Origin of the sequence: Pseudoxanthomonas sp. GM95 (assembly GCF_900109775.1) — a bacterium.
Classification (GTDB): domain Bacteria; phylum Pseudomonadota; class Gammaproteobacteria; order Xanthomonadales; family Xanthomonadaceae; genus Pseudoxanthomonas_A.
Window position 1 is genome coordinate 593,749 of record NZ_FOAX01000002.1, and the last position, 17,713, is coordinate 611,461.

Below are 17,713 nucleotides of genomic sequence, written 5' to 3' on the forward strand. Positions count from 1 at the left end.
CACGCCCTCGTTCCTAGTGCGGAAAACGCAGTTCGCCCAGCGGCCCGCGCATCTCGAACGGCACCGAGACCAGCCGCATCCCCGCATTGACCTGCACCACGAAGTGCAGGTGCGGCGCGGTCGAAAAGCCGGTGTTGCCCGACAGCCCGATCCGCTGCCCGGCGCTGACCGACTGCCCGGCGCGCACCAGCACGCCCTCGGGTTGCAGGTGCGCGTACAGCGCCATGGTCCCGTCGCCGTGCAGGACCCGGATGAAGTTGCTGCGCCCGCCGAACTTCTCCTTGTCCAAGCCGGCCTGCTCGAAATCGCCTTCGACCTGCATCACCACGCCATCGCGCGCGGCCAGCACCGGCGTGCCTTCGGGCAGGGCGAAATCGATGGCGTCGAAGTTCTGCGCATCGTCGTGGCTGAAATGCCCGCCCGGTCCCTGGTCCACGCGCACTGGCGCGGCGAATGGAAGCTGGTACATCACCCCAAGCGGCTTGGCCTGCGGGTCGCCGGGTTGGGCCTGCAGCTTCAGGCGTACTTCACTGCCGGCCTGCGGATCGGCCAGGATCAGGGTCGATACCAGCACCTTGCCGTTGGCGGGAATCACCTTGCGCGTGGGCAGGCTGGGCGAGGCGATCACCCCGCGCTGGCTGGCGAAGGACAGCTCCACCTGGACCGGGCCGGGCAGCAGGTTGTCGACCCAGGCCTGGTAGCGGGTGGGCGTCTGTTCCAGGCGCAGCTTGACCAGGCTGGTCGGGGTGTTCTGGAAATGCAGGACGTCGACGCGCGCGTTAGGCGCAGGGTCCTGCGCCGGCGGTGTGCCGGTGTAGTGGGCCACGCCCTTGGCATCAGTCCATTTGTAGAACCGGCCGGCCTGCGCGCTGGAGAGCGTGGCCAGCAGCGCCAGGCCAAGCGCGCAGGCCAGGCGCGGCCTCACGGCAGGCAGCTGCCGCGCAGGCGCAAGGCGCGGGCGATGTCGCGCAGGTCGAAGGCTGCCACGGCGCGGTTGTCGTGCTGGACGAACAGCGCGCCATCGGGGAAGCGCGGCGTGCCGGCGGCGTACAGCGCCTCGCCATCGGTCTGCGCCACCACCTCGCCGCTAAAGGTGCCGGCCGGCGTCAGGCTGGCGCGGTCGTAGAGGCGAAACAGGGTCGGGCTGGTCTGGTCCACGGCGATCCACCAGCCGCCATCCACGTCGCAGTCCCACAGCGCCACGCCTTCGGCATCGGCGGCAAAGCGCGGCAGGCTGGTTCCGCGAAAAGCACCGTCCAGCGTGTAGTCGCGCAGGGTCGAGCCGACGCGCGCGTCCTCGTCGGCAATCAGCAGGCGGTCGTGGGCCGGATCGCCGGCGATGGACTCGACCATGCGCAGCATCCCCGCATCGCCGGTGTCGCCGAAGCTGCCCAAATCCGTGCCCGTGACCGGCCCGTCGCCGTTCAGGGCCACGCGGAAGCGGTGTACGCGCTGATCCATCTGCGCGCGCGGCGGCAGCACGCCGGTGCGGAAGTCGGTCATGAAGCTGTCGGTGACCAGCAGCTCCAGCTCATCCGGCGCGGTTTCCTGCAGCCACAGGCCGTAGGGCACCTTGAGCGTATCGGCGCCGATGAAACCGCGGGGGCTAAAGTCCGGCAGCTGCAGTACCTGCACGCGGTGGTTGTCGCGTTCGACCACGAACACCAGGTCGCCCCACACCGCGACGCCGTTGGGTCGCTTGAACTGGCCCGGGCCATCGCCGGCCCCGCCGACGGTGCGCAGGCGCTGGCCGCTATCGGCGTCGAAGACCATCAGCTGGTTGTTGGACTTGGCCGTGGCGATCACCCAGGCGCCGCCGTCCTCGGTCGGCCAGACGGCCAGCGAATCCAGTTCCTCCTGCACATCGCCGGTCGAGATCCAGGCCTCCTTGACCACCGCATCGGGCGGCGGCGCGGCCGTCACGGTGTCGGGCGCCGTGACGGCCGCGGGCGGGACAGTGGTGGCGCAGCCGGCCAGGAGCACGGTGGCAAGGGCGGCGCAGAGCAGGAGGGAACGGGTCATTACGCCCGATTATGGCCGAGCCGCGTCACGGCCGAGTGGGCGATGTGGCAGGCGTGGCAACGGTTGCAGGGGTGACCATCTCTCCATCTTGATAAAGCGATTGACATGCCTGGCCCGGGCTGGCAACCTTGCTCCACCATCGAGACCGGCAGAGGGACAGGCCCTTTGAAGCCGGGGCAGCCAGCGACGCAATCCAGCGTGTCGTGTAGGTGCCAAATCCTGCGGCGACGCCTGACGCGTTTAGACCGAAAGATGGTTCGTACGTTGCAACGGCAGTGTTGTTTTCTGTCCTTGGCACGACGAACGCGAGCTTCCCGCGAAAGCTCGATGGCCGTTCCTCCCGGATCCGCCATGAGCCTCGTGAATACAGTCACCGCCCACATCCCCGAATACGTCGAAGCCGATGCGTGCTGTACGCCCGCCGCCGCTGCGCCCGCGATCCGCGGTGAGCTGCCGGTGGCCCTGGCGTTGCGTCATGCCGGCGCGCGCACGCTGACGCTGCGCTATGAACTGCAGGGCCCGGCCGACGCGCCGGTGGTGTTCGTGGCCGGCGGCATTTCCGCGCATCGCCACGTGGCGGCCAGCGCGCAGTTCCCCGAGAGCGGCTGGGCCAACGACCTGGTCCGCGCGGGCCGCACGCTGGACCCGGCGCGCGTGCGCATCCTCTCCTTCGATTTCATCGGCGCCGATGGCCTTCTGGACGCGCCGATTGATCCGGCCGACCAGGCCGATGCCATCGTCGCGTTGCTCGACGCGCTGGAGATTGCCGCGCTGCGCGCCTTCGTTGGCTATTCCTACGGCGCGCTGGTTGGCCAGCACCTGGCCGCGCGCCATCCGCAGCGCATCGAGCGCCTGATCGCAGTCAGCGGCGCGCATCGCCCGCATCCCTTCGCCTCGGCCTGGCGCGCGCTGCAGCGCCACGCGGTCGCGCTGGGCCAGATGCAGTGTGCCGACCAGCAGGGCCTGTCGCTGGCACGGCAGTTCGCGATGCTCAGCTACCGCACGCCGGAGGAATTCGGCGAGCGCTTCGACACCGCGCCGGAGCTGGTCAACGGCCGCGTGCGTGTGGCCGCCGAGGATTACCTTGACGCCGCCGGCGCGCAGTACGTGGCGCGTACGCCGGTCAACGCCTTCCTGCGCCTGTCCGAGTCCATCGACCTGCATCGCATCGACCCGGCCACGATCGCCGTACCCACCACCGTGGTCGCCGTCGAAGGCGACCGCCTGGTGCCGCTGGCCGACCTGGTCACGCTGGTCGAAGGGCTCGGTCCCAACGGCCACCTTCGCGTGCTGCGCTCGCCTTATGGCCACGACGCCTTCCTGAAAGAAACCGATCGCATCGACGCGATCCTCGCCACCGCCCTTCGCCCCACCGGAGACACCCCATGAGCCATTCCGCCAACGAGAACATCCCCTGCAGCGCCGCCACCGCCGCCGTGCGCGCGGGCATCGATCGCGACACCGCCTATGGCGCGGTCACGCCGCCGATCGTGCTGTCGTCCAATTTCTCCTTCGACGGCTTCAACAACAAGCGCCAGTACGACTACACCCGTAGCGGCAACCCTACGCGCGACCTGCTGGGCGAAGCGCTGGCCGAACTGGAAGGCGGCGCCGGCGGCGTGATCACCGCCACCGGCATGGGCGCGATCAACCTGGTGCTCAACGCGCTGCTGCAGCCGGGCGAGAAGCTGGTGGTGCCGCACGATGCGTACGGCGGCAGCTGGCGCCTGTTCAACGCGCTGGCCAACAAGGGCCACTTCGAGCTGATCACCGCGGACCTGACCGACCCGCGCTCGCTGGCCGATGCGCTGGCGCAGTCGCCCAAGCTGGTGCTGATCGAAACCCCGTCCAACCCGCTGCTGCGCATCACTGATCTGCGCTTCGTCATCGACGCGGCGCACAAGGCCGGCGCGCTAGTGGTGGTGGACAACACCTTCCTGTCGCCGGCGCTGCAGCGTCCGATCGAATTCGGTGCCGACCTAGTCCTGCACTCGACCACCAAGTACGTCAACGGCCACAGCGACGTGGTCGGTGGCGCGGTGATCGCGCGCGATGCCGAGCTGCACCAGCAGTTGACCTGGTGGGCCAACGCGCTGGGCCTGACCGGCTCGCCGTTCGATGCATTCCTCACCCTGCGCGGCCTGCGCACGCTGGATGCGCGCCTGCGCGTGCACCAGGAAAACGCCACCGCCATCGTCGACCTGCTCGACGCGCACGACGCCGTGGCCCAGGTCTATTACCCGGGCCTGGCTTCGCATCCGGGCCACGCGATCGCCGCGCGCCAGCAGAAAGGCTTCGGCGCGATGATCTCGTTTGAACTGGACGGCGGCGAAGCGGCCGTGCGCGCCTTCGTCGATGGCCTGAAGTACTTCACCCTGGCCGAATCGCTGGGCGGCGTGGAAAGCCTGGTCGCGCACCCGGCCACCATGACCCACGCAGCGATGACGCCGGAAGCGCGCGCCAAGGCCGGCATTTCCGACGGCCTGCTGCGCCTGTCGGTCGGCATCGAGCTGACCGAGGACCTGGTCGCCGACCTGCAGGCCGCGCTGGTGCGCGCGCAGGCGGTGGTGGCCCAGGCCAAGCGGAAAACGGTCGACGCATGAGCGCGGTCGTCCGGCTCAACGCGCGCCGCGCGCCGCGCCTGGCCCTGCTGGGCACCGGCGTGGTCGGCAGCGCGCTGGTGGCGCGTTACCGGCGCCTGCAGGCGCGCGGTATCGCGCTGCCTGCGTTCGCCTGGATCGCCAATTCGCGTGAAGTGATCGAAGGCAGCGACACGCTGGAAGCCAGCCTGCAGCAGTTGCGCGAGGCGGCGGCCAACACCCGCATCGTGCCGCCGTGGGCCGAGGCCGACGCGCTGGATGCCGGCGACATCGTCATCGACGCCACCGCCAGCGATGCCATCGCCCTGCGCCATGCCGAATGGCTGGCGCGCGGCGTGCACGTGGTCACCGCCAACAAGCTGGGCTGTGGCGCGGACCTGGTGCGTGCGCAGGCGATCGAACAGGCCGCGCGCGACGGCGGCGCGATCTACGGCGACAGCGCCACGGTCGGCGCCGGCTTGCCGCTGCTGCGCAGCCTGCGGGCGCTGGTGGCCGGCGGCGATCGCATCACCTCGGTGGAAGGCGTGCTGTCGGGTTCGCTGGCATGGCTGTTCAATCACTTCGATGGGGAGCAGGCGTTTTCCAGCTATGTGCGCCAGGCGCGCGCGGCCGGCTATACCGAGCCGGACCCGCGCATCGATCTGTCCGGCGAAGACGTGCGCCGCAAGCTGCTGATCATGGCGCGCGCCGCCGGGCTGCCGCTGCAGAGCTATGACGTGCGCGTGGAATCGCTGGTGCCGCAGGTGCTGGCCAATGCGAGCGATGCACAGATCGACGATCTGCTCAGCGTGCTCGACGCGCCGCTGCAGGAGCAGCTGGAGGCCGCGCGTCGCGACGGCGCGCAGCTGCGCCTGGTCGGGCGCTTCGACGCCGCTGGCGCGAGCGTGGGCCTGCGCGCGCTGCCGGCCGACCACGCCCTGTGCGGCGGCGCCGGCACCGACAACCGCGTGGCGATCCACTGCGACCGCTATCCCGACCAGCCGCTGCTGGTCCAGGGCCCGGGCGCAGGTGCGGAAGTCACCGCCGCGGCGCTGCTGGACGATGTGCTCGCGGTGGCACTGGGCACGGCAGCGCACGCTGCCTAAGCCGGGGCGCAAACGTCGGATGTCGTGCGCGCGGCCTCAAGGCAGCGTGGCCTTCGATGCGATCCAGCGTTGAAGGCCACGCGCCTCTCAGCGAGCGGCTGCCCGCTTGACGCATGAAGTGACGCGCTGGGCTTATTCCGGCCGCTGGCCGTCCAGCATCTGGTGGGCTTGCTGGGTCAGCTCCAGCGACAGCGAGACGCGGGTCTGCAGCAGTTCACGGGCCAGGGCACCGACGGGCTCAAGGTCGCCATTGAGCGAGGAAAACGCGTGCAGCGTCACGTCAGCCTGGCGCTTGAGGATGGACATCAGCATGTCCACGCCCAACGCATCGACGATGTCCTCGCGGTGCACCAGCTGCGCGGCCTGCGGCAGGTTGCTCATGCGGAAGGCCAGGATGATGTCGGCCGCTTCCACCGCCGCTTCGGGCGCGTGGGTGGCGTACACCAGGGTCTGCAGGTCCTGGCAGGAATATTCGGCCAGGGCGGCATGCAGGATCTCGATCGGCAGCCCTGCAAGCTGGCCATATAGGCGGGCGAGGGGAAGCATTCGCGCAGCTCTCCGATGTGATCCAGTGCAGGAAAATAAGGCAGCGACCGTTACGCAATGATTCTGAGGATGTAGGGAATTCGCAAGTTCCCTGTTCAGTCTCGCGGCAACAGCCCCTGCGGGTTACGCACCGGCGGTGCGATGCGGCTCTGCTGCAGCTGCAGCAGCAACTTGGGTTCGTGCTTGGGCTTCCAGCCCGCGGCGCTGGACTGGAAACAGGGCGTGCACACGACGATGCCATAGCGCTCGATGACCTGACCTTGGTCGGCATCGGGTGCGAAGTGCAGCGTCTGGTCGCAGCAGAAGCATGCGGCGGTCAGTGAATCCGAATACATGGCTGGTGTTCCCCCTGGCGTCGCGGAAGCCCGCCATACCGTTGCGCAGGGTGCGTGCCAAGAACGCAGGGGAAAGTGTGACGTCGCCTGAAAAACGTGATGTTGGGTGACATCGGCGCGTGGCAACACGTCCGATGTCCTTGCGCTGCGGGTCAACTCAGGGCGTGGCCAAGGCCTTGAGCAGCGCGGCGTTGAAGCGCGCCGGGTCCTGCACCTGCGGCGAATGGCCCAGCTCGGCGAATTCCACCAGCGTCGCGTTGGGGATGGCCTTGGCGGCCTGCTTGCCCAGCACCGGATAGTTGCCCAGCGTGGCGCGGACCGCCGGCGGCGCCTTGCCCTTGCCGATCGCGGTGCGGTCCTTGAGGCCGATGAACAGCGTCGTCGGTACGGCCAGCTTGGGCAGTTCGTAGACCACCGGCTGGTTGTAGACCATGTCGTAGGTCAGCGCCTGGTCCCAGGCGTTGATGTCCTTGCCGGCGCCGGCATACAGGCCCGCCTGCATACGTGCCCAGCGTTCGAATTCCGGCTTCCAGGTGCCGGCGTAGTACACGTCCATCTGGTACTGCTTGATGCTGTCGAAGCTGGTTTTCAGCTCGCCCGCATGCCACTGGTCGACGGTCTGGTAGGGCACGCCCACGGCTTTCCAGTCTTCCAGGCCGATCGGGTCGACCAGCGCCAGGTGTTGCACGTCCTGCGGGAACATCAGCGCGTAGCGGATCGCCAGCATGCCACCCATCGAGTGGCCGACGATCACCGCCTTGTCGATGCCCAGGCTTTCCAGCAGCGCATGGGTGTTGTCGGCCAGCCCGGCCAGCGAGAACTGGTAGTGCTGCGGCTTGGACGATTTGCAGAAGCCCACCTGGTCCGGCGCGATCACGCGATAGCCGGCCTTGGCCAGCGCCACGATGGTGGCTTCCCAGGTGGCGCCGCAGAAGTTCTTGCCGTGCAGTAGCACCGCGGTCTGGCCATTGGCCTTGCCGGTCGGCGCGATATCCATGTAGGCCATCTCCAGCGCCTGCTGCTGCGACTGGAAGGCGTAGGTCTTCACCGGATGCGGATAGTCGAAGCCTTCCAGGCGCGGGCCGTAGGCCGGTTGTTCGGCAGCGGCGACGGGCAGGCTCAGGGCCAACAGGAGGGCGGTGAAGAGGGGGCGCACGGGCGGTTCCTGTGGGGCAAGGCCGCCAGCCTATCGACCACGCCGGCAAGGCGGGGTGACGCGTCGGTCAGGCTGTCTTGGTGGCGTCATGTTCGTCACGTCCAATGGCGCCATCGCAAAGGATTGCATTGCGGGGGGCGGGATGCCCCCAGGCCTGAAACATCCCCCGGCCAGGTCGGCGCGTGACTCCACCTGACGGGATCCTTGATGTACGTGCCTACGCTGTCGCCGCGCCTGCCTGCGCGCGGCTTTGCTCGATTTTCCTGCCGCGCTGTCCAGCTGCCGGTGTCGCCATGAGGGACACGTCGATGGCCATGGGCGCCGGTCCATACGAACTGGCCGGTACCGACTTCGGCATGGTGTTCCAGCCGATCGTGCGCCTGGATACCCAGCGCGTGGTCGCGCACGAAGCCTTGATGCGCCCGCACGATGGCCAGTCGCCGCTGGCGCTGCTGGACGCGGCACGCGACCTGGGCCGCCTGGGCGAACTGGAAACGCTGGCGGTGCGCAGCGCGACCTCGAGCTTCGACTTCGCCAGCGGCGGGCTGCTGTTCGTCAACCTGAGCGTGCACGCGGTGCTGCAGAACCCGCGCCGGCCGCAGCAGGTGCTGGAAAGCCTGCAGTCCTCCGGCCACGACCTGCGCCGCTTCGTCATCGAGATCACCGAGCGCGACATCGTCGAGGACTCGGGCCGGCTGGCGCATGCGCTGGGCTTCCTGCGTGCGGCGGGCGTGCGCATCGCGTTGGATGATTTCGGCAACGGGCATTCCAACTTCGAGCTGTGGCACGAGCTGGCGCCGGAGTTCGTCAAGCTCGATCGCTACCTGGTCCATCGCATCGCCGAAAGCGGCGGGCGCCTGAGCATCGTCAAGGCGCTGGTGCAGGTGGCCGAGAGCCTGGGCACCGAGCTGGTGGCCGAAGGCGTGGAGGACGGCCAGGACCTGCGCATCGTGCAGGACCTCGGCATTCCTTATGCGCAGGGTTATCTGCTGGGCCGCCCGAACGCGCAGATCGCACTGCAGGCCAGCAGCGAGGCCTTCCGCACCGAAGGCGGCAAGCTGCCGGTGATGCCGCGCAGCGCACGGCCCAACAGCTTCCGCCGGATCACTGCCGAGCACCTGATGATCGAGGCGCCGTGCCTGCGCGACGACGCCTCCAACACCGATGCCGAGCAGCTGTTCCGCAACAATCCGCAGCTGCCCGCGCTACCGGTGGTCGATGGCCACGGCGTGCCGTTGGGCCTGCTCAACCGGCGCGTGTTCAACGAGCGCATGGCGATGCCGTTCGCCCGTGAGCTGAGCGGGCGCAAGCCGTGCACGCTGCACATGCATACCGCGCCGGTGGTGTGCGATGTCGGCCAGAGCATCGATGCGATGTCCGAGATCCTGCTGGGCGAAGACCAGCGCTATCTGTCCGACGGTTTCATCATCGTCGAGGGCGGTCGCTATCGCGGCGTGGGCGCGTCCGAAGCCCTGGTGCGCCGGGTCACCGAACTGCGCATCGAGGCGGCGCGCTACGCCAACCCGCTGACGCTGTTGCCGGGCAACATCCCGATTACCGAGCACATCGGCCGGCTGCTGGAAGGCAAGCAGGAATTCGCCGCCGCGTACTGCGACCTCAACAGCTTCAAGCCGTTCAACGACCAGTACGGTTACTTCCGCGGCGACCGCATGATCCAGCTGGTGGCCACCACGCTGGCGCGGCATGCGGACCCGCGTTGGGATTTCGTCGGCCATGTTGGCGGCGATGATTTCGTGGTGCTGCTGCAGAGCGAAGACTGGCAGGCGCGCTGCGAGCGCGTCGTGGCCGAGTTCAACGCCGCGGCAATGGCCCTGTTCGATCCGGAGGACGTCGCGCGCGGGGTGCTGGAAGGCGAAGACCGCAGCGGCCGCTACGCGACGTTCGCGCTGACCACGCTGGCCATCGGCGTGGTGCACCCGCTGCCGGGTCAGTTCACCAGCGCCGAGGAAATCGCATCACTGGCGGCCAGCGCCAAGCGCCAGGCCAAACGCCAGCAGCGCGGGGTATTCGTGCTGTCGCAGTAAGCGCTACAACGGCGCCGGCATCGCCGGCACGTGCGCCTCGGAGCCGACCATCACCAGCAGCCCGGCCTCGATGAGCTGCGCGGGCTGGCCATCGGTGGCCTGCACTTGAGCCAGGGTGGCCCCGGGCGCGCGCCGGTACGCGGCCCAGCCGTTCCGGCCGTTGGCCTTGACGTGGTAGAGCGCGCGGTCGGCCAACGCCACCATCTGCTCCCAGCCCAATAGCTGTGGCGCATCGGGGAAGGGCGGGTATTCCATCAGGCCCAGTGACACGGTGACCTGCATCGCCTGGCCGTTGCCCAGGTCGAAGGGCTTCTGCGCGATGGTCCGGCACACGCGGTCGCCCAGTGCATGCAGCTGCGCGCGCGGCATCGGCCGGAACACCAGCAGGAATTCCTCGCCGCCCCAACGCACCACGTAGTCGCCCTTGCGGGTGAGCTCGCGCAGGCACTGCGCCACCTGCTGCAACACGCGGTCGCCGGCGTCATGGCCGAAGGTGTCATTGATGCGCTTGAAGTGATCCAGGTCCAGCAGGCCGAACATCAGCGCGTCGCGTTGCATGTCCACGCCGATGTCGCGGTCGTAGAAGGCCAGGTCCAGCGGGATCTGCCGGCCCAGGTAGCGGCGGTTGTGCAGGCCGGTCAGCGGGTCGGTGACGGTGAGCGCTTCGAGCCGCTCGTTGGCGTCGCGCAGGTCGCGCGTGCGCTGCTGCACCAGCGCTTCCAGCTCCGCACGCTGGCGCGCATAGCGGCGCGAGAGCCAGCCGTAGCCCAGCGCGATCAGGAGCAGCACGGCCAGCCCGGCGGCGAGGCGGAACCACCACTGCTCGTAGAAGAACGGATGGATCTCGAACGCCAGCTGCGCCGGCTTGGCGCTCTGCACGCCGCTGTTGTTCACGCCGATCACTTCGAAGGTGTATTTGCCGGCGGGCAGGTTGGTGTAGTTGACGCTGCGCTGGTTGATGTTCTCCAGCGTCAGCCAGTTGGCGTCGTAGCCGCGCAGGCGGTAGCGGATGTCGGTGTGTTCGGGCGCCTGGAAAGTCAGTGCGGTGAACTCGAAGCGCAGGTCGCGTGCCTGCGCGGGCAGGGTCCAGTCGCCGCCGGCTTCCACGTCGCGCCACTGGCCCTGCACCTGCACGCGTTCGACCAGCGGCGTCGGCGGCAGGGGGTTGCCGTGGTCGCGCTCGGTGTCCATCGCCACCAGGCCATCGCGGGTCGGCAGCCAGAACGCGCCGTCCTGCAGGAAGCCGCGCGCGTTGCCGGCGCCGTTGCAGCAGTCGCCCTTCTGCCCACCGTGGCGGTCGCCGCGTTCGTTGAGCAGCTGCTGCACGCTGAGTTGCGCCGTGGCCGAGCCTTCGACCTTGGAGATATCGGTCAGCGGAAAGCGGTAGATGCCGCGGAGCCCGCCGACCCACAGCTGGCCGTGCGCATCGGCCGCCATCACGAACACCGGGTTGGCCGGCAGGCCGCGATCCTGGCCCAGCTCGGTCCAGCGCTGGCCGTCGAACAGCAGCAAAGTCTCGCGCGACAGGTTGCCGACCAGCAACTGGCCATCGGCCAGTTCATGGATGGCGGTGACGTGGGTGTCGGCCGGGAAGCCGCGGTCGCGGCCGAGCGGCATCAGGCGTTCGTTGCGCCATTCGTACAGGCCGGTATAGGTGCCCACCAGCAGCCGGCCCGTGTGGGTGATGGCCAGCACCCGCACGCGCGGATCGGCCAGGCCCTCATCGATTCCGTAGCGGGTGAGCACCTCGCCCTGCAGGCGGAACAGCCCGTTGGTGGTGGCGAACCAGAGCGGGCCCTTGGGATCGCGCACGATGCCGTTGATCTGGCTGCCGTCCATCGGCGCCAGCACCGCCGGCCGCTCGACCTTGCCCATGTGCATGACCGCCACGCCGGCGCGGGTGCCGATCCAGGCCTGTTCCTGTTCAATCAGCAGCGAATACGCCGCCGGATGCGGCAGCTGCCGGCCGGGGATCAGTGTGCTGAAGCGGCCATGGTCGAACAGCGCCACGCCGTCGTTGCTGGCGACCCAGATCTGGCCGCGGTTGCCCTGGCCTACGGCCCACAGCAGCGGATCGGCCAGGCCGTCGCTGGTCGAGTAGCGGCGCGTGCCGCCGTTCCACACGCGGGTCGCGCCTGACACCACCGTGCCCAGCCACAGGTCGCCCTCGCGGTCTTCCATCAGGCTGCGCGTGGCCAGCTTCGGATCGCCGGTGACGCGCTCGGTGACCTGGCCGTCGCGCAGGCGCAGCAGGTGATCGGCAGCGGCGATCCAGAGGTTGTCGTCGCGATCCAGCAGCATCGCTTCCACCGGCGCGCGCGCCAGCAGCGGATCGCCGCTGTAGAGCTGCCAGCGGCCGTCGCGCAGCACGTACAGGCCAACGCTGGTGCCGGCCCACAGATGCTCCTGCGCGCGCAACAGCACGTGCACGGTGGCGGTGGTGGCCGGGTCGGGCAGGGGCAGCTCGCGGATCTTGCCGTCGGCGGCCAGCTCCTGGACGCGGCCGATGCCGCCGACCCACAGCGATGACGCCTCGTTGAGCAGCGCGGTGGCGGGTTTCTCCAGCTGCGGCAGGCGGGTCAGGTGATCGCCATCCACGACGTACACGCCCTGGCTGGAGGCGACCAGTACCCGGCCCTTGGCGTCGTGGGTCAGGCCAGTGACTTCGAACGGGCCATCCGGCGCGGGCAGTGGATCGAGCTGGCGGAAGGTGGCGTGCTCGCGCACGGCCAGGCCCAGCCCGGTGCCGATCCACAGCCGGCCATCGGGCTCGGGCAGCAGGGCGCGGATGTCGCCGCTGTTCAGGCCCGGCCAGGCGTGACCATCGAAGGTGGTGAACTGGGTACCGTCGAAGCGTGCCAGTCCGGCCTGCGTGCCCATCCACACGTAACCGGTGGCGTCCTGGGCGAGCGCGGTGACGCTGAGCTGCGGCAGGCCCTGTTCCAGCGACCAGTTGGTGGTGACGTAATCCTGGAATCGCTTGTCCGGCTCCAGCGCCTGCGCCGGCAGGCTCAGCGCGGCGGCCGTCCACAGCAGCGCCCGCAGCAGCCAGTGGCTGCCGCGGACCTGCCTGTGTGCTGGTGAAGCGTGAAGTGCCATCGCCGCCGCCGTTTTCCCCTGATCCGGTTAACGGCCGCCGATGGCTGGGCTAAAGCGCGCTCAGCATTCGATGACGTTGACCGCCAGCCCTCCCCGGCTGGTTTCCTTGTATTTGTCGCGCATATCGCGGCCGGTGTCACGCATCGTGCGGATCACCTTGTCCAGGGAGACCTTGTGCTTGCCGTCGCCGCGCATCGCCATGCGACTGGCGTTGATGGCCTTCACAGAACCCATCGCGTTGCGCTCGATGCAGGGAATCTGCACCAGCCCGCCGATCGGATCGCAGGTCAGGCCCAGGTTGTGCTCCATGCCGATCTCGGCGGCGTTCTCGATCTGGCTGGTGTTGCCGCCCAGCGCGGCGGTCAGGCCGGCGGCCGCCATCGAGCAGGCCACGCCCACCTCACCCTGGCAGCCGACTTCGGCGCCGGAGATGCTGGCGTTTTCCTTGTAGAGGATGCCCACCGCCGCTGCGGTCAGCAGGAAGTCGAAGATGCGCTGCTCGTTGGCGCCCGGGCAGAACCGGTCGAAGTAGTGCAGCACCGAGGGCATGATCCCGGCCGCGCCGTTGGTGGGCGCGGTGACCACGCGGCCGCCAGCAGCGTTTTCCTCATTGACCGCCAGCGCGTACAGGTTGACCCAGTCCAGCGTGGTCAACGGATCGCGCATCGCCGCTTCGGGCTTGGACGACAGCTCGCGATACAGCGCCGGCGCGCGCCGGCCCACGTGCAGGCCACCGGGTAGGGTGCCTTCCTCGCGGATGCCGCGCGCTACGCAGGCCTGCATCGCGCTCCAGATCTCGCGCAGGCCGTCGCGGATGTCGTCCTCGCTGCGCCAGGATTTTTCGTTTTCGAACATCAGCTGGGCGATGCTCAGGCCGCTCTCGTTGCTGCGCGCGATCAGCTCATCGCCGCTGTTGAACGGGTAGGGCAACGGCGTCTCATCGGCGACGATGCGGTCTTCCGCTGCCTCATCGGCATTGACCACGAAGCCGCCGCCGACCGAGTAGTAATCGCGCGTGGCGATCACATTGTCGGCCGCATCGAACGCGGTGAAGCGCATGCCGTTGGTGTGGAAGGGCAGCTTCTGGCGCTTGTTCATCACCAGGTCGCGTTTCTCGTCGAAGGCGATGGCGTGCGTGCCCATCAGCAGGATCTGCTTGTCGCCGCGGATGCGCGCCAGCGTGGCCGGGATGATGTCCGGGTCGATCAGGTTGGGGCGATGACCTTCCAGGCCCAATAGCACGGCTTTGTCGGTGCCGTGGCCGCGCCCGGTCAGGGCGAGCGAGCCGAACACCTCCGCGCGCAGGCGCACGGTGTTGGCCAGCTGGCCCGGATCCAGCAGCCAGCGATGCACGAAGCGCTCGGCCGCGCGCATCGGCCCGACGGTATGGGAGGAACTCGGCCCGATGCCGATCTTGAAGAGGTCGAAGGTGCTGACGGCCACGTTGGGAAATCCGAGAGAACTGCGTTGAGATGGAAATGCGCGCGCTGGCTCAGCGCCGCGTGCGTGTACTGGGGGCGACAGCGTCGGTCTGCAGGTGCTGCGCCAGCGCGGCGCGCACGCTGTCGTGGGTGCGCGCCATGTGTTCGTCGTGCAGGCGGCAGGCCTTGATCACGTTGCGCTGGAGCGCCGCATCGGCAATCGCCAGGTGTTCGTCCAGCGAAAAGCGCTTGTCGCGCGAGCGCGGCAACGCGGCGTACCGATAGCGCTCGGCCTGGTGATAGAACATGTCCTGCAGGCGCAGCAGCCACGGCGAGCGGCATGCGCCGAGCAGCGCACGATGAAAGGCGAAATTGCGCGCTTCCAGTTCATCCAGCACGTCGCCCGGCGGTTGGGTGCTGCTGCCGGAGAGGTCGCGTTCGATCGCCGCCAGCGCATCGAGCGACTGGGTCACCTGCGCTTCCCACACAGCGTCGCCGTGGACGATGGAATCGTTCATCGCCTCGTTGACCACCAGCACGCGCACCTTGGCGATGTCGTCCAGCTCCTGTAGCGACAGCGGCGCGACCCAGAAGCCGCGCTGGTCGGCGCTGACCACCAGCTGCTCGCCGCACAGCCGCGCCAGCGCCTCGCGCAACGGCGCCAACCCGATCTGGTAGCGCTGCTGCAGCTCGGACAGCTTGAGCTTGGACGCCGCGCGCAGCCGCCCGCGCACGATGTCGTGCCGCAGCTGTTGGTGGATCCGGCTGGCGAGGGTGCCGGCGACGGCGATGTCCATAAAATCGAAATTATTCTGCGCTGGGGCGACTTGGCGCCATTGTAGGCGCCGGATCTGCGCTTTAATTTCGATTTTCAGCATATGACTTGATCGCCAAGGCTGTGAACGTACGCGGCAGGGCTCGACGCGCCGGCCCGGCTTGGGGTACCACGTTGCCCGTCTCCTGCCTGAGCGCGCCGCCTGCGATGCCCGCCTATCTGCTCTACCAACGCGACGACTGCTGGCTGTGCGATACCGCGCTGGCGATCCTGGCCGCGGCCCGTTTCCCCGATTTCGACAGCGTCTACATCGATGCCGACGACGCGCTGGAGGCGCGCTACGGCATTCGCGTGCCGGTGCTGCATGACGCGCGCGATGGGCGCGAGCTGGACTGGCCGTTCGACCTGGCGCGCGTGCAGGCGTTCATGGCCGGCTGAACTTGCGCGCTGACCGGCGAGCGACGCGCACGACGCTGGGCGGATCATCCAAACAAAAAACGCCAGGCAAAAGCCTGGCGTTTTCGGTGGCGCGACGTGCGGGCTCAATTGGCCGGCTTGAGCACGACCTTGGTGCTGACCGCGACGGCATCGGGGATGGTGCTGGTGTCCTTCCAGTCGCCGCCGCCCACGCCGAAATCCAGGCGCTTGAGCGTGGCCTTGCCGGTCAGCGTCGGCTGCGCGCCGGGCGTCCACTGAAAGGTCAGCGTCACCGGCTTGGACACCCCGCGCAGGGTCAGCGTGCCATCGGTGCTGTAGCGGTTGCCGCCCAGCGGCTTGAAGCCCTTGGCCTTGTAGGTGGCTTGGGCGAACTTGCCGACGTTGAAGAAGTCCTCGCCCGCCAGGGTCGAATCGCGGTCGCCATTGCCTGTCGCGGTGCCCGCCAGACCGATGGTGACGTCGATCGTGCTCAGGTCCGGACGCATCGGGTCGAAGCTGACCTTGGTGTCGAACTTGCCGAACTTGCCGGTGAAGGTTTCGCCGTCGTAGCTGGTGGCGAACACCAGGGTCGAGCCCGGCGCCTGCACGAAGTTGGTGGCCGTCGCCGCCGAAGCCGTCGTCGAGAACATGGCCACCAGCGCGGCAGCAGTGAGGACGGGCGAAAGGAACTTGCTGGGCATGATCAGGAATCCTTGGGTTGCGAAGCAGGAGCGGGCACGCGCAGCCAGCCGCGCGGCAGCATGCGGGCGAGGGTGGCATCGCCCTGGAACAGATGGTGGTAGAACGCGGCGCCAGCGTGCATCGCCACCAGCACGATCAGCACGTACAGGCCCCACTCATGCGCGGTGTGGGCCAGGTGGCGCAGGCCTTCATCGGGCGCCACCAGCTTGGGCATGTTGAACAGCCCGAAGAACTTGAACGGGCGCAGCCCGCTGGCCGAGTCGTACAGCCAGCCTGACAGTGGCATGGCGAACATCAGCCCGTACAGCAGCACGTGGGTGAACGAGGCGATCGCATGCTGCCAGCCCGGCGTGTTCGGCACTGGCCGGGGCGCGCCGGCGTACAGGCGCCAGGCCAGGCGCACGATCACCAGCGCCAGCACCGTGATGCCGACCGACTTGTGCGCGGTGTAGACCCAGAAATACTTCGGCGTCTTGGGCAGGTCGCCCATGGTCAGGCCGACCACGGCCAGCGCGAAGATCAGCAGCACGATGATCCAGTGCAGCGACTGGCTGACGGCGCCCCAGCGCTCGGCGTTGGGTTGGGTCATGGCGTGGTGTCCTGTGGCGGGTTGGCGGGCAGGGAGGGCGCAGGGTCGCTTGCGGGCGCGGCGCCGTCTTGCACGGGTGTGTTGGGCGCGTCGAAGTCCTGGCCCGAGCGCGTGGCTTCGGCCTGGATGGTCAGCTGCACCGCGTCGCCGATCACCGACTTCCACGCGGTGATGCCGAAGTCGGCGCGGCTGATGGTGGTCGTGGCCGAAAACCCTGCCGTGCGCCGGAACGGCGGTAGCGGATGGCGCTTGAGCTGGTTGAAGGTCACCTCCAGCGTGACCTCGCGGGTGACGCCGTGCAGGGTCAGGTTGCCGATCACGTGCGCGTGGGTCGCATCGATCCCGACCACGCGCGTGGACACGAACGTGGCTTGGCTATGGTCCTTGCTGTCGAGCAGGTTGCCGGCGGCCACGGCCTTGTTCCAGGCCGGATCGCCCAGGTCGGCGCGGTCCAGCGGCACCGTGACCTCGACCCGCGACTGGCTCCAGTCGTCCGGGTCGAACTGCAGCAGGCCGGTGCTGCCCGAGACCGTGCCCATCGCCTGCGAAAAGCCGGCATGGGAAATGGCGAACAGCACGCGGGTATGCACCGGGTCGAGCTGGTAGGTCGCCGAGGCGGCCGACGCGGGGCCGGCCAGCAGGGCCGCGGCCAGCAGGCAGGCGCGGAAGACGTGGCGGAATCGGGCGGGTGGCTGGCTCATGGCGACGATTCTAGACAGCTGCCCGTTGCGCGGCGTTGTGGCTGGCGAGAACAATCCATTGCAGTCGATGGAATGACGCAAAGGGAACTTGTCGGTTTGTTCCAGTCCCGCAACGGTTGCCATCGCCCGCTGCTTGCTTGCACGATGTCCGCTGCGCACCGGCGGCTCGCCCCGCCCGGACCGCAGCGGGATACGCGCAACGCCACGAGGGCACCAGCGG

At 68.6% G+C, this 17,713-nt stretch carries 16 protein-coding genes and 1 riboswitch; of the genes, 5 read left to right on the forward strand and 11 right to left on the reverse strand.

Going from position 1 to position 17,713, the window contains the following annotated elements:
• Nucleotides 1-13 precede the first annotated feature (13 nt).
• A complete protein-coding gene (locus BMZ17_RS10760) occupies nt 14-925 on the reverse strand; it encodes a M23 family metallopeptidase (RefSeq protein ID WP_254775277.1) in 912 nt (303 codons plus the stop codon).
• Nucleotides 922-2,022, reverse strand: a complete 1,101-nt coding sequence (locus BMZ17_RS10765) for an NHL repeat-containing protein (protein WP_093138576.1) — start codon at nt 2,020-2,022, stop codon at nt 922-924. The genes BMZ17_RS10760 and BMZ17_RS10765 overlap by 4 nt, the downstream gene beginning before the upstream one ends.
• Nucleotides 2,023-2,155: 133 nt before the next feature.
• Nucleotides 2,156-2,281, forward strand: a riboswitch (SAM riboswitch).
• Nucleotides 2,282-2,373: 92 nt separating this feature from the next.
• Here BMZ17_RS10765 and BMZ17_RS10770 point away from each other — a divergent pair.
• From BMZ17_RS10770 to BMZ17_RS10780, 3 genes are read left to right on the forward strand one after another with little or no spacing between them, the layout of a single operon-like run.
• Nucleotides 2,374-3,411: a homoserine O-succinyltransferase MetX gene (locus BMZ17_RS10770; protein WP_093138577.1), complete on the forward strand. Its 1,038-nt coding sequence runs from the start codon at nt 2,374-2,376 to the stop codon at nt 3,409-3,411.
• Nucleotides 3,408-4,625 (forward strand): O-succinylhomoserine (thiol)-lyase, encoded by a 1,218-nt coding sequence (locus BMZ17_RS10775; RefSeq protein WP_093138578.1) that lies wholly within the window; start codon nt 3,408-3,410, stop codon nt 4,623-4,625. Before BMZ17_RS10770 ends, BMZ17_RS10775 begins: the two co-directional genes overlap by 4 nt.
• Nucleotides 4,622-5,707 carry a homoserine dehydrogenase family protein gene (locus tag BMZ17_RS10780; RefSeq protein WP_093138579.1) on the forward strand — a complete coding sequence of 362 codons (1,086 nt, stop codon included), beginning with the start codon at nt 4,622-4,624 and terminating at the stop codon, nt 5,705-5,707. The genes BMZ17_RS10775 and BMZ17_RS10780 overlap by 4 nt, the downstream gene beginning before the upstream one ends.
• 132 nt (nt 5,708-5,839) lie before the next feature.
• On the opposite strand, the gene BMZ17_RS10785 is transcribed toward BMZ17_RS10780, so the two are convergent.
• The 3 genes from BMZ17_RS10785 to BMZ17_RS10795 form a co-directional block, all read right to left on the reverse strand.
• A complete protein-coding gene (locus BMZ17_RS10785; protein ID WP_093138580.1) occupies nt 5,840-6,253 on the reverse strand; it encodes a hypothetical protein in 414 nt (137 codons plus the stop codon).
• 95 nt (nt 6,254-6,348) lie between these two features.
• Nucleotides 6,349-6,588, reverse strand: coding sequence for a hypothetical protein (locus BMZ17_RS10790; RefSeq protein WP_093138581.1), 240 nt, complete (start codon nt 6,586-6,588; stop codon nt 6,349-6,351).
• Between the two features lie 157 nt (nt 6,589-6,745).
• Complete coding sequence (locus BMZ17_RS10795) at nt 6,746-7,744, reverse strand: alpha/beta fold hydrolase (protein WP_093138582.1); 999 nt, start codon at nt 7,742-7,744, stop codon at nt 6,746-6,748.
• A gap of 293 nt (nt 7,745-8,037) precedes the next feature.
• On the opposite strand from BMZ17_RS10795, the gene BMZ17_RS10800 reads away from it, so the two are divergent.
• Complete coding sequence (locus tag BMZ17_RS10800; RefSeq protein WP_254775278.1) at nt 8,038-9,789, forward strand: GGDEF domain-containing protein; 1,752 nt, start codon at nt 8,038-8,040, stop codon at nt 9,787-9,789.
• Between the two features lie 3 nt (nt 9,790-9,792).
• On the opposite strand, the gene BMZ17_RS10805 is transcribed toward BMZ17_RS10800, so the two are convergent.
• Genes BMZ17_RS10805 through BMZ17_RS10815 form a run of 3 tightly spaced genes read right to left on the reverse strand, consistent with a single transcriptional unit; the run spans nt 9,793 to nt 15,106 of the window.
• Nucleotides 9,793-12,888: a ligand-binding sensor domain-containing diguanylate cyclase gene (locus BMZ17_RS10805; RefSeq protein WP_093138583.1), complete on the reverse strand. Its 3,096-nt coding sequence runs from the start codon at nt 12,886-12,888 to the stop codon at nt 9,793-9,795.
• Between the two features lie 60 nt (nt 12,889-12,948).
• Entirely contained in the window at nt 12,949-14,331 is a 1,383-nt protein-coding gene (locus tag BMZ17_RS10810; protein ID WP_093138584.1) for an L-serine ammonia-lyase, read from the reverse strand.
• 49 nt (nt 14,332-14,380) lie between these two features.
• A complete protein-coding gene (locus BMZ17_RS10815) occupies nt 14,381-15,106 on the reverse strand; it encodes a GntR family transcriptional regulator (RefSeq protein ID WP_175485556.1) in 726 nt (241 codons plus the stop codon).
• Between the two features lie 185 nt (nt 15,107-15,291).
• On the opposite strand from BMZ17_RS10815, the gene BMZ17_RS10820 reads away from it, so the two are divergent.
• On the forward strand, nt 15,292-15,522 hold the full coding sequence (locus tag BMZ17_RS10820) for a glutaredoxin family protein (RefSeq protein WP_093138586.1): 231 nt from the start codon (nt 15,292-15,294) through the stop codon (nt 15,520-15,522).
• A gap of 104 nt (nt 15,523-15,626) precedes the next feature.
• On the opposite strand, the gene BMZ17_RS10825 is transcribed toward BMZ17_RS10820, so the two are convergent.
• The 3 genes from BMZ17_RS10825 to BMZ17_RS10835 are packed head-to-tail and all read right to left on the reverse strand — an operon-like array spanning nt 15,627 to nt 17,493.
• A complete protein-coding gene (locus BMZ17_RS10825; RefSeq protein WP_093138587.1) occupies nt 15,627-16,202 on the reverse strand; it encodes a YceI family protein in 576 nt (191 codons plus the stop codon).
• Between the two features lie 2 nt (nt 16,203-16,204).
• Complete coding sequence (locus tag BMZ17_RS10830) at nt 16,205-16,792, reverse strand: cytochrome b (RefSeq protein ID WP_093138588.1); 588 nt, start codon at nt 16,790-16,792, stop codon at nt 16,205-16,207.
• Entirely contained in the window at nt 16,789-17,493 is a 705-nt protein-coding gene (locus tag BMZ17_RS10835; RefSeq protein ID WP_093138589.1) for a YceI family protein, read from the reverse strand. The genes BMZ17_RS10830 and BMZ17_RS10835 overlap by 4 nt, the downstream gene beginning before the upstream one ends.
• Nucleotides 17,494-17,713: the final 220 nt, after the last annotated feature.

Bases quoted from the DNA above. Each gene is read 5' to 3' on its own strand.
- BMZ17_RS10765 (WP_093138576.1), bottom strand. From the start codon at position 2,022: ATGACCCGTTCCCTCCTGCTCTGCGCCGCCCTTGCCACCGTGCTCCTG.
- BMZ17_RS10770 (WP_093138577.1), top strand. From the start codon at position 2,374: ATGAGCCTCGTGAATACAGTCACCGCCCACATCCCCGAATACGTCGAA.
- BMZ17_RS10775 (WP_093138578.1), top strand. From the start codon at position 3,408: ATGAGCCATTCCGCCAACGAGAACATCCCCTGCAGCGCCGCCACCGCC.
- BMZ17_RS10780 (WP_093138579.1), top strand. From the start codon at position 4,622: ATGAGCGCGGTCGTCCGGCTCAACGCGCGCCGCGCGCCGCGCCTGGCC.
- BMZ17_RS10785 (WP_093138580.1), bottom strand. From the start codon at position 6,253: ATGCTTCCCCTCGCCCGCCTATATGGCCAGCTTGCAGGGCTGCCGATC.
- BMZ17_RS10790 (WP_093138581.1), bottom strand. From the start codon at position 6,588: ATGTATTCGGATTCACTGACCGCCGCATGCTTCTGCTGCGACCAGACG.
- BMZ17_RS10800 (WP_254775278.1), top strand. From the start codon at position 8,038: ATGAGGGACACGTCGATGGCCATGGGCGCCGGTCCATACGAACTGGCC.
- BMZ17_RS10805 (WP_093138583.1), bottom strand. From the start codon at position 12,888: ATGGCACTTCACGCTTCACCAGCACACAGGCAGGTCCGCGGCAGCCAC.
- BMZ17_RS10815 (WP_175485556.1), bottom strand. From the start codon at position 15,106: ATGGACATCGCCGTCGCCGGCACCCTCGCCAGCCGGATCCACCAACAG.
- BMZ17_RS10820 (WP_093138586.1), top strand. From the start codon at position 15,292: ATGCCCGCCTATCTGCTCTACCAACGCGACGACTGCTGGCTGTGCGAT.
- BMZ17_RS10825 (WP_093138587.1), bottom strand. From the start codon at position 16,202: ATGCCCAGCAAGTTCCTTTCGCCCGTCCTCACTGCTGCCGCGCTGGTG.
- BMZ17_RS10830 (WP_093138588.1), bottom strand. From the start codon at position 16,792: ATGACCCAACCCAACGCCGAGCGCTGGGGCGCCGTCAGCCAGTCGCTG.
- BMZ17_RS10835 (WP_093138589.1), bottom strand. From the start codon at position 17,493: ATGAGCCAGCCACCCGCCCGATTCCGCCACGTCTTCCGCGCCTGCCTG.